This window comes from Streptomyces sp. NPDC059718 (genome assembly GCF_042733315.1).
In the GTDB taxonomy this organism is placed as follows: Bacteria; Actinomycetota; Actinomycetes; order Streptomycetales; family Streptomycetaceae; genus Actinacidiphila.
In genome coordinates this window covers 144,192-157,774 of sequence record NZ_JBHWGA010000009.1, presented here as the reverse complement: position 1 = coordinate 157,774, position 13,583 = coordinate 144,192, and the positions used below count along the sequence as shown (strand labels likewise).

The window sequence follows — 13,583 nt, the reverse complement described above, 5'->3', positions numbered from 1 at the left end:
GCGGTCAGGGTCAGACGGTGCAGGCGCATCAGTCGGTCTCCGCCCGTACGGCATCGCTACGGACCGCGTCGAACGCGTCCCGCAGGACACCCCGCTCCGCGGTGTCGGGCCCGGTGCCGCGGACGTGGGTCACGAAATCCTCGGCGATCTGCCGGTCGGAGCGGCCGCGCAGGCGCTGCGCGTACGAGGCGTGGGGGTCGGCGTCCGTGCGCTCGGGCTCGAAGGCCAGCGCGAGGGCGTGCGGGAAGCGCTTGCGCAGGCGGGCCATGGGCTCGTGCGGGCGGTGCGGGTCGGTGAGGGTGGCCTCGACCCAGGAGTCCTCGTGCCGTTCGTGCGCCGGGTCCTCCAGAAGGTCCTCGATGCGGCCGCGGATCCGGGCGAGCGGCCGGGGCACGGGGCAGTCGACCCGCTCGGCGGCCACGGAGCCGTCGGCGCCGAGGTCGACCAGCCACATGCTCTTGCGGTGGTCGGCCTCGGAGAAGGAGTACGCCAGCGGGGAGCCTGAGTAGCGGACGCGGTCGGTGATCGTCTGGCAGCCGTGGAGGTGGCCGAGGGCCACGTAGTCGACACCGTCGAAGACGCCCGCGGGCACGGCCGCCACACCGCCGACGGTGATGTCCCGCTCGCTGTCGCTGGGCGCGCCGCCCGCGACGAAGGCATGCGCCAGCACGACCGAGCGGGTGCCCGCGGGGCGTGCGGCCAGGTCGGCGCGGACCCGCGCCATGGCGGCGCTCAGCACCTCGGTGTGCCCGGCCCGGTCGAGGGTGAACTCCTCCCGCACCAGGGCGGGTTCGAGGTAGGGCAGCCCGTACAGGGCGACCGGCCCGTGCGCGTCGGCGAGCACGACCGGCGTGGCGCAGCCGGCCGGGTCGGTCCGCAGGTGGATCCCGGCGCGGTCGATGAGCCCGGAGGCCACGCCGAGCCGGCGGGCCGAGTCGTGGTTGCCGGAGATCATCACCGTGGGCACGCCGAGGTCGGCGAGCCGGTGCAGCACGTCGTCGAAGAGCTCGACGGCGGGCAGCGACGGCAGCGCCCGGTCGTAGACGTCGCCGGCGACGAGGACGGCGTCCACGCGCTCCGCCCGCACCGTCGCCACCAGGTGGTCGATGAACGCCGCCTGGGCGTCGAGCAGTCCGACCCGGTGGAAGGACCGCCCCAGATGCCAGTCGGAGGTGTGCAGCAACCTCACCGTGGCTCTCCCGCCCGCATGTTCCGTTCCTCCGGCTCACGTTCCGCATGCTCCGCACGGGCCCCGGTGTCCCCACCGGTCCCGTAGGCTTCGAGAGCAGGCTATCGGCCACCACTGTCAGCGCGGCGCGTGAGTCCGAATTCGGGCAAGGTCGGTCAAGCCGTGTCCCCGCCCGCCCGTACGATGACCGCCATGACGGCGAGCGACTCCGGCAGACGACTGATCGACGGCCGCTTCGAGCTGCTGGAACGACTGGGCGGCGGCGGCATGGGCCTGGTCTGGCGGGCCCGCGACACCGCCCTGCACCGCGAGGTCGCCCTGAAGGAAGTACGGCCGCCCGACCCGGACTTGGCCGAGACCGACGCCGAGGCGGCGGCGAAACTGCGGGAGCGCGTACTGCGCGAGGCCCGCGCGCTGGCCCGGGTGCACCACCCCAATGTCGCCACGATCCACCACATCGTGGACAGAACGGACCTCCCGCACCCGTGGCTCGTGATGGAGCTGGTGACCGGCGGCTCCCTGCAGGACCGGCTGGCCCGTGGCCCGCTGACCCCGCCGGAGGCGGCCACGGTCGGCCGCGGCGTACTGGCCGGGCTGCGCGCCGCGCACGCGGTCGGGGTCCACCACCGCGACGTGAAGCCCGCGAACGTGCTGCTGCGGCCCGACATGACGCCGGTCCTCACCGACTTCGGCATCGCCACGCTCCGCGACTCGACCCGGCTGACGACCACCGGCGGCCTCATCGGCTCGCCCGAGTACATCGCCCCCGAGCGCATCCGCGGCGAGGAGGGCAACCCCGCCTCCGACCTGTGGTCGCTCGGCATGCTGCTGTACGTCGCGGTGGAGGGCGTCCACCCGCTGCGCCGCGAGACCGGCATCGCCACGCTCGTCGCCGTCCTCGACGAGCCCCTGCCGCCCCCGGTGCGGTCGGGGCCGCTGGCCCCCGTGCTCACCGCCCTGCTCATACGGGACGCCGCCGCCCGGCCCGACGCCGACCGGCTGGACCGGATGCTGGCCGACGTCGAGCGCGGCACGCCGCCCGCCCCCGCGCCCGTGGACGCGGCGCCCCCCGGTTTCGGGCCCGCCCCGGCCTCGTACCCGCCGATGGCCCCCCACCCGTACCACCCCCCGCAGCCGCCGACCCGCCCCACCCCGCTCCCCTCGGCCCGGCGCGGCGGCCGTGCCGGCCGGGTCGTGGCCGCCGCCACCGCCGTCGTGGCCGTGGGGGTCGCGGGCGTCCTGCTGTACACCCTCGTCCCGGGGCTCCACGGCGGGGACGCCGACGCGAGCGGGAAGGGCGGCGGCACGGGGACCCCGAAGGACACGCACTCCTCCGGCCCCGGCACCTCCGGCACGGCGGCGCCCGAGAAGCTGCTCTCGGTGGCCGGGGGCCGCTCGATGGCGGACGTCGTGAAGTCGGTCTCGGGCGGCACCAAGGTGGTCGACCTGACCCTCTACGAGGACTACGCGATCTTCAAGGCACCGAAGAAGTCGGACACCGCGGTGTACGACGGCTACATGTACCGCGACGGCGAGGTGACGGAGTGGGGCAGCAAGGGCACCATCGATCCCGACGACACGGTCATCGACCTCAAGACCGTCAGCTGGGACACGCTCCCGGTCCTGATCGGCCGCGCGGACAAGGACTGCAAGGTCGAACACCCGAAGATGAGCTACGTGATCGTCAAGCCCGACATCATCAGCGACAAGCCGTCCCTGTACTACTACCGGGTCGACGACTACCGCACCTGCTTCATCGAGGCCACCGTCAAGGGCAAGGTCACCTACGTGAACACCGAGTGACCTCCCGGACGGGCCCAGGCCGCTACACGTCCACGAAGGCGCTGCCCGACACCTCGACGCCCGCGGTCCCGGCGGAGGCGTCGGCTAGCCAGCTCCGGAAGGCCGCCAGTTCCTCCTCGGGCACGCCCAGCTCGATGCGCACCTCCGCGGCGCCGTAGGCGACGCCTCGTACGGTGCGGCCGGCGGCGCGCAGGTCGTTCTCGATGCGCCCGGCCCGCTGGTGGTCGGCGACGACGGTGACCAGCGCGAGCTTCTGCCGCTCGACCGTGCCGAGCTCGTCGAGCGCCGCCGACACGGCGCCCCCGTAGGCGCGGACCAGACCGCCCGCGCCGAGCTGGATGCCGCCGTAGTAGCGGGTGACGACGGCGACGACGTCGCGGACCTCGCGGCGCAGCAGGACCTGCAGCATCGGGGTGCCGGCGGTGCCGCCCGGCTCGCCGTCGTCGCTCGCCTTGTGGATCCGGCCCTCGGCGCCGATCACGTACGCGTAGCAGTTGTGCGTCGCCCCGGCGTGCTCCTTGCGGACACGGGCGATGAACGCCTGCGCCGCCTCCTCGCTGGGCACGGGCGCCAGTGCGCACAGGAACCGCGAGCGCTTGATCTCGCTCTCGTGGACGTGCTCGCGCCCGATCGTCAGATACCGCTCCACCACCCCGCCACCCTACGGGAACAGTCAGGTGCCTCCTCTGGTTGACTGCTGCGGACCGGAATCGAGGGAGGACGACGTGTACGGAGACGACGCGACGGTTCGGAAGATCCTGACCGGCCTCGGGGACACCTGGGCCGTGGTGGGGCTGTCCAACAACGCCTCGCGGGCGGCGTACGGCGTCGCCGCGGTGCTGCAGCGGTACGGCAAGCGCGTGGTGCCGGTGCACCCGAAGGCCGAGACCGTGCACGGCGAGCAGGGTTACGCCTCGCTGGCCGACATCCCGTTCCCGGTCGACGTGGTGGACGTCTTCGTCAACTCCGACCTGGCCGGTGCCGTCGCGGACGAGGCCGTCGCGATCGGCGCGAAGGCGGTCTGGTACCAGCTCGGCGTGATCGACGAGGACGCGTACCAGCGCACCCGGGGCGCGGGTCCGCTCATGGTCATGGACCGCTGCCCCGCGATCGAGATCCCCCGGCTCGGCTAGCCGCCGGGGCTCCCCGGAGGTGCCGGAAATCCGCTGCGTACGGCCTGATGCCCTGTTGTAGCGTGCGCACATGCCCGATCCCGTACGCCCTGCCCGACCCGATGACGCCGCCGAGCTGGTACGGCTGCGGCGGCTGATGTTCCTGGCCATGAGCGGGCGGGACGAGCCCGGTCCGTGGGAGGCGGCCGCGCAGGAGCGGGCGCGCGAGCAGCTCGGCGGGGGCGGCGCGCGATGGCTGGGGGCGTTCGTGGTGGACGGCGACCCCGCGGTCGCGGAGGGGCCGCACCTGGCGGCGTGCGCGGTGGGCCGGGTCGAGGAGCGGCTGCCCGCGCCGGGGCACCCGGCGGGCCGGTTCGGCTTCGTCTTCAACGTCTGCACCGACACCCGCTACCGCGGACTGGGGTACGCGCGGGCGACGACCCAGGCCCTGCTCGCGTGGTTCGCGGAGCAGGGCGTGACCCGCGTCGACCTGCACGCGACCCCGGAGGCGGAGCCGCTGTACCGCAGCCTGGGGTTCGCCGAGCACTCGATCCCGCTGTCGCTGGACCTTTCGCCCGCCCCGTCCGGGCGGCCGGTCAGGGGACGTACGGCTCCGCGATGAGCGCCGTCGCGACCCGGCGGAAGCCGAGCCGGGCGTAGATCCGGGCGACGTCCTCGTCCCCCGCGGAGAGGAACACCGTGGTCAGCCCGCGTTCGCGGGCGTCGGCGACGAGCGCGCCGGTGACCGCGAGGGCCAGGCCGCGGCGGCGGGCGCTGGGCAGGGTGCCGACGCCGACGATCTCGCAGACCTCGCCCACGGGGTTGTACTGGCCGGCGCACAGTGCGGTGCCGCCCTCGACGGCCGCGGCGTGGACGGTGAGCCCGGCCCGCAGGCGGGCCTCCGCGGTCGCCACGAGTCCCGGGGCGGCGTGCAGCGGGAGCGCCGCGGCGAGTTCCGCCCGCCCGGCGGTGCCGACGGCGGTGCCGGGCTGCGCGAAGGCCAGGTGCGGAACGGTGAGCGCGCTGGGCAGCGCGGGATCGCCGGGCCGGAGCAGCCGTACGCCGACGTCCGCGGGGAGTTCCGGCGGCAGGGACGGGACGAGCGGATCCAGCACCATCAGGGGGTGCTCGTGCACGGCCAGGCCGGACGCCTGCGCCGCCTCCCGGAGGCCGGGGGTGGTCTCCGCGACCCACTCGAAGCACTCGGGCACGCCCAGCTCGCGCTGGCGGGCCCGGACCCGGTCGACGTCGGCCCGGCCGACGGTGCCGTCGGCGCCGGGCGTCGGGCGGGCGTAGAAGGGCCAGCCGACGCCCTCGCGCACGAAGAGGGTGAGCGGGCCGTGCTCCTCGGCGCGGGCGCCGGCGCGGGGCACGGCGTCGTAGTAGCGCTCCAGGCGGTCCAGCAGCTCCGTCACGCGGGGAGTCCCAGCCCTTCCAGCAGTTCCACGCCGGGCAGCGAGGCCAGCGCCTTGCCGGGCACGAGGAGTTTGCCGCGCCGGCGGCCGCTGCCGATGATCACGTACGGGGTGTCCGCGACCGCCGCGTCGACCAGCAGCGGCCAGTCGGCGGGCAGCCCGATCGGGGTGATGCCGCCGTACTCCATGCCGCTCTCGCCCACGGCGGTGTCCATCGGCGCGAACGAGGCCTTGCGGACGCCGAGGTGACGCCGCACGAGGCCGTTCACGTCGGCCCGCGTGGTGGCGAGGACGACGCAGGCGGCGAGCGTCACCTCCCCGCCGCGCTTGCCCGCGACGACCACGCAGTTCGCGGACTGCTCCAGGGCGACCCCGTACGTCTCGGTGAAGACCGCGGTGTCGGCCTTCTCGGGGTCGGTGTCGACCAGCAGCAGCTCCTCGACGGGCACCTGACCGCTCCAGGCGGTCAGTGCGGCCGCGACGGGGGCCGGAAGCAGGTCGAGCTTCTCCACTGCGGGGTGGACGTCGGTGAAGGTGCCGATGGGTGCGCGCATGTCCGGAACGCTAACAAATCCCGGGAGTTGGCGGCGCCGTCTCACTGGGGAGCGGGGACGGAGATGGCCAGCGTCATCTCCGTCACCTCGGTGCCCCGGTTGCGGTAGCCGTGCGGCGCCGCGGCCTCGAAGCTCGCGGTCGTCCCGGCGGGCACGAGGTGCTCCTGCCCGTCGACGACGAGGGTGAGCTCGCCCTGGTCCACGCGGATCAGTTCGACGGTGCCGGGCGGGTGCGCGTCCGAGTCGTGGCCCTCGCCCGGCATGATCCGCCAGGCCCACATCTCCAGCGGTCCCGGCGCCTGCCCGCCGGCCAGCAGCAGACCGCGGCTGCCTGCGGGGGTGCTCCACAACTCGACGGCCTGGTCGGCGGGGACCAGCCGCACCTTCGGCCCGTCCGCGTAGTCCAGCAGGTTCACCAGGCTCGCACCGAGCGCGTCCCCGATGCGGACGATGGTGCCCAGGCTCGGGTTGGTGCGCGCCTGCTCGATCTGGATCAGCATCCCGCGGCTGACGCCGGCGCGGGCGGCGAGCGCGTCGAGGCTGTAGCCCCGCTCCAGGCGCAGGCGCTTGACGTTGCGCGCGAGCGACTGGGCGATCAGGTCGAGGTCCGGCACCGTACCGTCCAATATGATGAATGCAGGAGTTCACTTCATTGCACTACTGTGGGGTGTACTGCACTGTTCCGTACTGTACTGCGAGGGAGCCCCATGACCGCGGTCTTCGCCCTGGCCACCAGCCTGCTGTGGGGTCTCGCCGACTTCGGCGGCGGGCTCCTCACCCGCCGTTTCCCGGCGCTCACCGTGGTCGTCGTCTCCCAGGGCGTGGCCGCCCTCGTGCTCGGCGCGGTCGTGGTCGCGACGGGCGGCTGGAGCGAGGCCTCCCCGCGCCTGTGGTTCGCCGTGGCCGCGGGCCTGATCGGCCCGGTCGCCATGCTCTGCTTCTACCGCGCGCTCGCCCTCGGCCCCATGGGCGTCGTCTCGCCGCTGGCCACGGTGGGGGTGGCGGTCCCGGTGAGCGTGGGGCTGCTGCTCGGCGAACGCCCCGGGACCGTGCAGTACGCGGGCATCGCGGTGGCCGTCGTGGGCATCGTCCTGGCCGGCGGGCCCGAGCTGCGCGGGGCGCCCGTACAGCGGCAGGCGGTGGTCATGACCCTGGTCGCGGCCTTCGGCTTCGGCGCGGTCATGTCGCTCGTGGCGGAGGCGTCCCACACCGTGACCGGGCTCTTCCTGGCGCTGTTCGTCCAGCGCGTCTGCAACGTCGCCGTGGGCGGGGCGGCCCTCGCGGTCTCCGTGCGGCGGGGCGCGCCGCCGCTCCCCGAGGGCGGCCTGCCGACGGTGCGGCGCAGCCTGCCCGCGCTGTCCTTCGTGGGCCTCGCGGACGTGGCGGCCAACGGCTCCTACGCCTTGGCGGCGCACCACGGTCCCGTCGCGGTGGCGGCCGTGCTGGCCTCCCTCTACCCCGTCGTCACCGCCCTCGCCGCCCGGGGCGTCCTCGGGGAGCGGCTCCGCCCCGTCCAGGCCGCCGGCGCCGGCCTCGCCCTGGCGGGATCGGTCCTGCTGGCGGCGGGCTGACGGCGTACCGCCGGCCGGCGGTTGCCGCGCTTGCAATCCCCCATGCCGTTTCGGCAACCTGGGGGTGTGGACGTCACGAGGAAAGAGGTGCTGGACGCCGTCGGGCCCCGGCTGCGGGAGCTGCGGCGCCGCCGCGGCATGACCCTGGCCGAGCTGGCCGAGCGGACGGGGATCAACGAGAGCACCCTGTCCCGCCTCGAGGGCGGGAGCCGCAAGCCGACCCTGGAGCTGCTGCTGACCCTGGCGGAGGTCCACGCGGTGCCGCTCGACGAGCTCGTCGGCGCGCCCCGCACCGGCGATCCCCGCATCCACCTCCGGCCGGTCACCCACGACGGCCTGACGTACGTGCCGCTGAGCCGACCCGGCGGGATCCAGGCGCACAAGCTGCTGATCCCGCCGCACCCGGGCACGGAGCCCGAGTTGAAGACCCATGAGGGCTTCGAATGGGTCTACGTCCTGGCCGGGCGCCTGCTGCTGCTCCTCGGCGACCGGCGCGTGGTGCTGAAGCCGGGCGAGGCCGCCGAGTTCGACACCCACGTCCCGCACCGGCTCGGCCCCGACGGCGAGGACCCCGTCGAACTGCTCGTCCTGTTCGGCCGGCAGGGCGAGCGGGCCCATCTGCGGGCCCGCACCGCCTGAGACGGGAGCTTTCGGGAAGCCGGGGGCGGAGGCCGGGGGCCGGGGGCCGGAAGCCGGGGGCCGGGGGCCGGGGGTCACGCTCCCGGCAGCGGGTCCAGGCCGTGCCGGCGCGCGCCGAGCACGCGCCGCGTGACCTCCGCCTCCATCCGCCCGCCGAACACCTCGGTGCCGGCGGGCCGGCGGGCCCGGGCCGCCGCACGGGCGTCGTCCGTCAGCAGGTCCATGACGATCGCGGCGGCCGCGGTCGTCCCGGCCGCCGCGGCAGCCGGAACGCCCGCCATCAGGTCGCTGACGTTCCCCGCGGCCCACACGCCGTCGACGCCGGTGGAGCCGGAGGCGTCCACCGCGAGTTGCTCCCCGAAGCCCGCCGGATGCTCCCGCACGGTCAGGCCGAGACCGCCGAGGAAGGACGCCCGTGCCGTGAAGCGCGGGGCGACCGCGAGCACACGGACCGGCACCACGTGCCCGGAGCCGAGGCGCACCCCCGCCAGCCGGTCCGCGTCGTCGGTCTCCAGACCGGTCACGGCACCCTCGACGACCCCGACGCCGAGACCCGCGAGCTGCTCCCACTGATCGGGCGTCAGATCGGCGCCGGGGCCGGGGCCGAGGAACAGTGTCACGTCCTGCGACAACTGCCGGAACAGCAGGGCCTGGTGGAAGCTCCCGAGGACCCCGACCGCGGTGTCCCGCGCTTCCCAGCCGTGGCAGAACACGCAGTGCAGCACGTCCCTGCCCCACCGCTGCGCCAGCCCGGGCACGTCCGGCAGCTCGTCGACCAGACCGGAGGTCACCAGCACCCGCCGCGCCGCCACCCGCCGCCCGTCCCCGCACACGACCACGAACCGGCCGCCGTCGCGGTGGATGTCCGTGACGCGGCCGCTGACGACGCGGCCCCCGTAGGAGGCGACCTCCTCCCGCCCCTTGCTCAGCAGTTCCAGCGGGGCGACGCCGTCGCGGCCCAGCAGACCGTGCGCCGCGGCGGCCGGGGCGTTGCGGGGCTCCCCCGCGTCGATCACCAGCACCGACCGCCGTACGCGTGCCAGGGTCAGCGCGCCGGACAGCCCGGCGGCGCCTCCCCCGACGACCACCACATCCCACACGCCGCCCGGTACCTCGGTGTTGCTGTCGCTGTTCCCGCTGTTGTTGTCGTCCATGGCGGCACGATCACGCCGGCCGCGGGCGGGAGGCAACGTTCCATGCCGGTTCGGCAAGAAACGCCGCGGACGCCAGGACTGGTCAGGCCTCGGAGGCCAGCTTCTCCTCCAGCCCCGCGAGGAGTTCCGGGTCGAGCCCCGCGAGCGCGGCCAGCTGCTGGTGGGTCGCGCCGGCGGGCACCGGCACCGGGGCGGGCGTCCGCAGCGGCGGCTCCCACCCCCGCTCGGGCGTCCAGCGCCGCACGACCCGCGCCGGCGCCCCCGCCACCACCGAGTGGTCGGGGACCTCGCCCCGCACGATCGCCCCCGCCGCGACGACGACGTTCCGCCCGATCCGCGCCCCCGGCAGGACCACCGCGCCCGCGCCGAGCCAGCTCCCCGAGCCGATCTCCACGGGCGCCGAGCGCGGCCACTGGCGGCCGATGGGCTCGTGCGGGTCGTCGTAGGAGTGGTTGTCGCTCGTCACGTAGACGTACGGCCCGCAGTAGACGTCGTCGCCGAAGACGACCGGCCGGGAGGCGATCACGTGGCTGCCGCGGCCGAGGACGACGCCGTTGCCGAGCCGGACGACGGGATCGGGGCCGAGGTCGAGGCCGGGCATCATCCCGGCCGTCAGGGTGACCTGTTCGCCGATGATGCAGCACTCGCCGAGGTGGATCCACCGCTCGCCGAAGATCGTCCCCTGCGGGAACGCCAGCCGGGTGCCCGCGCCGATCCGGCCGAAGCGCAGCGGGCCCGGGCGCTCGGCGGAGACGGCACCCGCGTCCTGGACCCACCGCCAGCCGCGGTGCACCAGACGCGAGGTGGCCCGGCGGCGCCAGGCCGCCGCGGAGGAGAACAGGTTCTCGTTTTTCGGCACCCGCTCACCGTACCGAGGGCGCCGGAGCGCGGCCGGGCGATCAGATGTGATGTGCGCCGCGTTCCGTCCACGCGACGGCGACCTGTGCGGCGAGGCGGACGTTGCCGCGCACGGCGGCGAGGTTCGCCTCCAGGCTGGCCCCGCCGGTGTGCTCGACGAGGTGACCGAGGAGGAACGGCGTGACGGCCTGCCCCGTGACGCCCTCGCGTTCGGCGGCCGCCAGCGCCTCCGCCAGCACACGGTCGTGCAGGGCCGGATCGAGTTGCTCGTGCTCCGGCACGGGGTTGGCGAGGATCACGGCGGACGGCGGCCCGTCGAGGTCGTCCTGGGCGGCCATCACGCAGGCGGCCTCGCCGGGCGTGCCGACCGTCCAGTCCACGGGCTGCCCGGAGCCGCTGAGGTAGAAGCCGGGGAACTCGCTCGTCCCGTAACCCACGATGGTGACGCCGAGGGTCTCCAGGCGCTGCAGGGTGGCGGGCACGTCGAGGATCGACTTCACCCCGGCGCACACGACGGTGATCCGGGTGCCCGCGAGCAGCCTCAGGTCGGCGGATTCATCCTGCTCCTCGGTCCAGCCCCGGTGCACGCCGCCCAGTCCGCCGGTCGCGAAGACGCGCAGCCCGGCGCGGGCGGCGAGGAAGGCCGTGGCGGAGACGGTGGTGGCACCGCTGGCGCCGGTGGCGACCGCGACGGGCAGGTCGCGGTGGCCGAGCTTGCGCATCCCCTCGTCGCCGGCGATGCGCTCCAGGCCCTTCCCGTCGAGCCCGATGCACGGCACGCCGTCCAGCACCGCGATCGTCGCGGGGACGGCGCCGGCCTCGCGCACGGCGGCCTCCAGCTCCAGCGCCACCTCGTGGTTGCGGGGACGGGGCAGGCCGTGGGAGATGATCGTCGACTCGAGGGCGACGACCGGGGCACCGGTTTCCAGCGCGATGATCACTTCGTCGGAGAACTTCAGCACGCAGTACGCGCTACCCGCCACGCGAGGGGCGCAATCACCGGACTACGGTGATCCCCATGACGGAGAGAGCCTTGATCGCGGACGTCGCCGGGCGTACGCCCCACCTGGACCCCGCCGCCTTCACCGCGCCGACCTCGGTGGTGCTGGGCGACGTGACGCTGGCCGCCGGCGCGAGCGTCTGGTACCACACGGTGCTGCGCGGCGACTGCGAGTCGATCAGCGTCGGCGAGGGCAGCAACGTCCAGGACAACTCCACGGTGCACGCCGACCCCGGGTTCCCGGCGGTGATCGGCGCGGGCGTCACGGTGGGCCACAACGCGGTGCTGCACGGCTGCGTCGTCGAGGACGACGTGCTGGTCGGCATGGGCGCCACGGTCCTCAACGGCGCGCACATCGGCACCGGCTCGCTCGTCGCGGCGGGCGCGCTCGTCCCCCAGGGCATGCGGGTGCCCCCGGGGTCGCTGGTGGCGGGCGTACCGGCGAAGGTGCGCCGTGAGCTGACCACCGAGGAGCGCGAGATGGTCCGGATCAACGCCGAGCACTACGTCCGGCTCGCCGACGCCCACCGGGCCGCCTTCACCCGGGACTGACCGCCCTGGGACCGACCGCCCCGGGACCGACCGCTCAGTCGGCGGCCGCCGCCACGGCGTCCGCCTCCGGCGCGGCCTCGTGGGCCTTCGCCGCTGCCTTGGCCCGGCGCCGCACGACCAGGAACGAGCCGAGGCCGATCAGCACGGCGGCCGCCAGGCCGATCCAGGAGAAGCGCTTGAGCCACGGCTCTGCGACGATGCCCACGTAGTAGATGACGGCCGTGGTGCCGCCCGCCCACACGATGCCGCCGAGGACGTTGGCGACCAGGAACTTCCAGTACGGCATCTTCAGCACGCCCGACAGCGGGCCGGCGAAGATCCGCAGCAGCGCCACGAAGCGCCCGAAGAACACCGCCCACATGCCCCAGCGCGTGAACGACGCCTCGGCGGTCGCGATGTGCGCCGGCGAGAAGTGCTTGGGGAAGCGCCGCCCCAGCCGGTCCAGCATCGGCCTGCCGCCGCGCCGGCCGATGGCGTAGCCGATCGAGTCGCCCACGATCGCCCCCGCCGAGGCGCAGACGCCGACCAGCCACGGGTCCACGTGCCCCTGGGAGGCGAGCAGGGCCGAGCTGACGAGGATGATCTCGCCCGGCAGCGGGATGCCCAGGCTCTCCAGGCCGATCACGAGGCCCACCAGCAGGTAGACGCTGACCGGCGGGATCGTGCCGAGCCACTCCTGGACGTGCAAGGCCGCTTCCTCCCCCTAGGGCGGTCGGATGTCGGTCGGCGCGCCGGTGCGCGCACGTCGTTGCAGGGTATCCGACGTGCAGCCCGGTGCGTCGCCTCCAGCATGCAGGGCCCCTCGGGGGGACTATGCGGTGGCCGTGCGTTCCCGCGAGGGGCGCCGCGGCCGACGCTCAGCCCTGCACCAGCACGAGGATCCCACCGGCCAGCAGAAACAGCCCGCCCGCGAGGGCGATCCAGCCGAGCACCCCAAGAACCGCCGGCCGCAGGATTACCAGCGCGGATGGCACGGCCTCCGCGCCCATCTGCCGCCGCCGCAGACCAAGCGCTCGCGCCCCGGCGAGCAAGCCGAGAAATCCCGTAAGAAGATACGCCATCACAACACCCTTCGATCACCCGTAAATGCTTTGCACGTCACAGCGCGACTCGATGGCATACGCCCTGGCTCCAGCACCCCAGCGGGACAAAAAGATGCTTTTCGCAGTTTTCTCGACACGTGGCGCGACTTCCCGACTAAAGCCGTGAATACATTTGCGGCTTATCGAGATCGGCACACGCAACCCTCGCCCACCGAACCTCTCCTTGGCTAGTAGTTTTCGTACCAATCATCTCCGCCTTCGCGGAGGCGACGAGCAAGGTAATCTCCCAGGTCGTTCGCGACCCACTTACGACTATCACTCTCGTGCTGCCATACGAAAATATCCGCCCTGGCGGGGTGGAGCACGAAGGCAAACTGGTCCCCGCCGCCGTTATCACCGAAGAAGAGAAAGGAATCAAAGGGCATATAGAGCTCGGCAAAGGAACTACTCTGCCGAAATTTCAGGTTCCCCTGGACGATTCTCTCCAGCGACCAGACGGCATCTGAACTCGTTTGCCCCACAATCCCATCCGTCTCGGAAAGGAGGCCCTTGAGCCCCACCGGAATGGACTCCCCCAGCAAACGTTCGGCTTCGTCAAGGTCAGCAGGGAGTACCGGATCCTTGAACCTCGCACCCGCATAAGCCTCTGTGGCCAGCTCTCTCCACACAAGAATTCCCCTTCACTCGATTTCC

At 73.7% G+C, this 13,583-nt stretch carries 17 protein-coding genes; 6 read left to right on the top strand and 11 right to left on the bottom strand.

The window, feature by feature from the left end:
- Window positions 1-28: 28 nt before the first annotated feature.
- Entirely contained in the window at window positions 29-1,189 is a 1,161-nt protein-coding gene (locus ACFV3E_RS13250) for an exonuclease SbcCD subunit D (RefSeq protein ID WP_500534789.1), read from the bottom strand.
- Window positions 1,190-1,381: 192 nt separating this feature from the next.
- Here ACFV3E_RS13250 and ACFV3E_RS13245 point away from each other — a divergent pair, with 192 nt between their 5' ends.
- On the top strand, window positions 1,382-2,992 hold the full coding sequence (locus tag ACFV3E_RS13245; protein WP_500534788.1) for a serine/threonine-protein kinase: 1,611 nt from the start codon (window positions 1,382-1,384) through the stop codon (window positions 2,990-2,992).
- A 22-nt stretch (window positions 2,993-3,014) separates the two neighbouring features.
- On the opposite strand, the gene ACFV3E_RS13240 is transcribed toward ACFV3E_RS13245, so the two are convergent.
- On the bottom strand, window positions 3,015-3,644 hold the full coding sequence (locus ACFV3E_RS13240) for a YigZ family protein (RefSeq protein WP_500534787.1): 630 nt from the start codon (window positions 3,642-3,644) through the stop codon (window positions 3,015-3,017).
- A 73-nt stretch (window positions 3,645-3,717) separates the two neighbouring features.
- On the opposite strand from ACFV3E_RS13240, the gene ACFV3E_RS13235 reads away from it, so the two are divergent.
- On the top strand, window positions 3,718-4,125 hold the full coding sequence (locus ACFV3E_RS13235; RefSeq protein ID WP_500534786.1) for a CoA-binding protein: 408 nt from the start codon (window positions 3,718-3,720) through the stop codon (window positions 4,123-4,125).
- A gap of 70 nt (window positions 4,126-4,195) precedes the next feature.
- The gene (locus tag ACFV3E_RS13230; RefSeq protein ID WP_500534785.1) at window positions 4,196-4,726 is read left to right on the top strand and encodes a GNAT family N-acetyltransferase; all 531 of its coding nucleotides are present in this window, start codon (window positions 4,196-4,198) and stop codon (window positions 4,724-4,726) included.
- On the opposite strand, the gene ACFV3E_RS13225 is transcribed toward ACFV3E_RS13230, so the two are convergent.
- Genes ACFV3E_RS13225 through ACFV3E_RS13215 form a run of 3 tightly spaced genes read right to left on the bottom strand, consistent with a single transcriptional unit; the run spans window position 4,701 to window position 6,687 of the window.
- Entirely contained in the window at window positions 4,701-5,519 is an 819-nt protein-coding gene (locus ACFV3E_RS13225) for a GNAT family N-acetyltransferase (RefSeq protein WP_500534784.1), read from the bottom strand. The two genes, ACFV3E_RS13230 and ACFV3E_RS13225, sit on opposite strands and share 26 nt — an antisense overlap.
- Window positions 5,516-6,073: a YbaK/EbsC family protein gene (locus ACFV3E_RS13220; RefSeq protein ID WP_500324972.1), complete on the bottom strand. Its 558-nt coding sequence runs from the start codon at window positions 6,071-6,073 to the stop codon at window positions 5,516-5,518. Before ACFV3E_RS13220 ends, ACFV3E_RS13225 begins: the two co-directional genes overlap by 4 nt.
- Window positions 6,074-6,114: 41 nt before the next feature.
- On the bottom strand, window positions 6,115-6,687 hold the full coding sequence (locus ACFV3E_RS13215; RefSeq protein ID WP_500534859.1) for a helix-turn-helix domain-containing protein: 573 nt from the start codon (window positions 6,685-6,687) through the stop codon (window positions 6,115-6,117).
- Window positions 6,688-6,780: 93 nt separating this feature from the next.
- On the opposite strand from ACFV3E_RS13215, the gene ACFV3E_RS13210 reads away from it, so the two are divergent.
- Both ACFV3E_RS13210 and ACFV3E_RS13205 read left to right on the top strand, forming a co-directional pair.
- Entirely contained in the window at window positions 6,781-7,644 is an 864-nt protein-coding gene (locus ACFV3E_RS13210; RefSeq protein ID WP_500534783.1) for an EamA family transporter, read from the top strand.
- A gap of 138 nt (window positions 7,645-7,782) precedes the next feature.
- Window positions 7,783-8,283 (top strand): helix-turn-helix domain-containing protein, encoded by a 501-nt coding sequence (locus ACFV3E_RS13205; protein WP_500534858.1) that lies wholly within the window; start codon window positions 7,783-7,785, stop codon window positions 8,281-8,283.
- A gap of 74 nt (window positions 8,284-8,357) precedes the next feature.
- Here the strand turns inward: ACFV3E_RS13205 and ACFV3E_RS13200 are convergent, their stop codons facing one another.
- The 3 genes from ACFV3E_RS13200 to ACFV3E_RS13190 form a co-directional block, all read right to left on the bottom strand.
- Window positions 8,358-9,437, bottom strand: coding sequence for an NAD(P)/FAD-dependent oxidoreductase (locus ACFV3E_RS13200; RefSeq protein WP_500534782.1), 1,080 nt, complete (start codon window positions 9,435-9,437; stop codon window positions 8,358-8,360).
- A gap of 82 nt (window positions 9,438-9,519) precedes the next feature.
- Window positions 9,520-10,296, bottom strand: a complete 777-nt coding sequence (locus ACFV3E_RS13195) for an acyltransferase (RefSeq protein WP_500534781.1) — start codon at window positions 10,294-10,296, stop codon at window positions 9,520-9,522.
- 40 nt (window positions 10,297-10,336) lie between these two features.
- Entirely contained in the window at window positions 10,337-11,257 is a 921-nt protein-coding gene (locus ACFV3E_RS13190) for a pseudouridine-5'-phosphate glycosidase (RefSeq protein WP_500534780.1), read from the bottom strand.
- 56 nt (window positions 11,258-11,313) lie between these two features.
- On the opposite strand from ACFV3E_RS13190, the gene ACFV3E_RS13185 reads away from it, so the two are divergent.
- Window positions 11,314-11,847: a gamma carbonic anhydrase family protein gene (locus ACFV3E_RS13185; RefSeq protein ID WP_500534779.1), complete on the top strand. Its 534-nt coding sequence runs from the start codon at window positions 11,314-11,316 to the stop codon at window positions 11,845-11,847.
- Window positions 11,848-11,881: 34 nt separating this feature from the next.
- Here ACFV3E_RS13185 and ACFV3E_RS13180 read toward each other — a convergent pair whose 3' ends face one another.
- The 3 genes from ACFV3E_RS13180 to ACFV3E_RS13170 all read right to left on the bottom strand — a co-directional run bounded on the left by ACFV3E_RS13180 (window position 11,882) and on the right by ACFV3E_RS13170 (window position 13,558).
- Window positions 11,882-12,535 carry a DedA family protein gene (locus ACFV3E_RS13180; protein ID WP_500534778.1) on the bottom strand — a complete coding sequence of 218 codons (654 nt, stop codon included), beginning with the start codon at window positions 12,533-12,535 and terminating at the stop codon, window positions 11,882-11,884.
- Between the two features lie 169 nt (window positions 12,536-12,704).
- A complete protein-coding gene (locus tag ACFV3E_RS13175; protein WP_500534777.1) occupies window positions 12,705-12,908 on the bottom strand; it encodes a hypothetical protein in 204 nt (67 codons plus the stop codon).
- 209 nt (window positions 12,909-13,117) lie between these two features.
- The gene (locus tag ACFV3E_RS13170) at window positions 13,118-13,558 is read right to left on the bottom strand and encodes an SMI1/KNR4 family protein (protein ID WP_500534776.1); all 441 of its coding nucleotides are present in this window, start codon (window positions 13,556-13,558) and stop codon (window positions 13,118-13,120) included.
- Between the last annotated feature and the right edge of the window lie 25 nt (window positions 13,559-13,583).

Coding starts and splice junctions, on each gene's coding strand:
- ACFV3E_RS13220 (WP_500324972.1), bottom strand. CDS start 6,073: ATGCGCGCACCCATCGGCACCTTCACCGACGTCCACCCCGCAGTGGAG.
- ACFV3E_RS13175 (WP_500534777.1), bottom strand. CDS start 12,908: ATGGCGTATCTTCTTACGGGATTTCTCGGCTTGCTCGCCGGGGCGCGA.
- ACFV3E_RS13210 (WP_500534783.1), top strand. CDS start 6,781: ATGACCGCGGTCTTCGCCCTGGCCACCAGCCTGCTGTGGGGTCTCGCC.
- ACFV3E_RS13245 (WP_500534788.1), top strand. CDS start 1,382: ATGACGGCGAGCGACTCCGGCAGACGACTGATCGACGGCCGCTTCGAG.
- ACFV3E_RS13200 (WP_500534782.1), bottom strand. CDS start 9,437: ATGGACGACAACAACAGCGGGAACAGCGACAGCAACACCGAGGTACCG.
- ACFV3E_RS13185 (WP_500534779.1), top strand. CDS start 11,314: ATGACGGAGAGAGCCTTGATCGCGGACGTCGCCGGGCGTACGCCCCAC.
- ACFV3E_RS13205 (WP_500534858.1), top strand. CDS start 7,783: ATGACCCTGGCCGAGCTGGCCGAGCGGACGGGGATCAACGAGAGCACC.
- ACFV3E_RS13230 (WP_500534785.1), top strand. CDS start 4,196: ATGCCCGATCCCGTACGCCCTGCCCGACCCGATGACGCCGCCGAGCTG.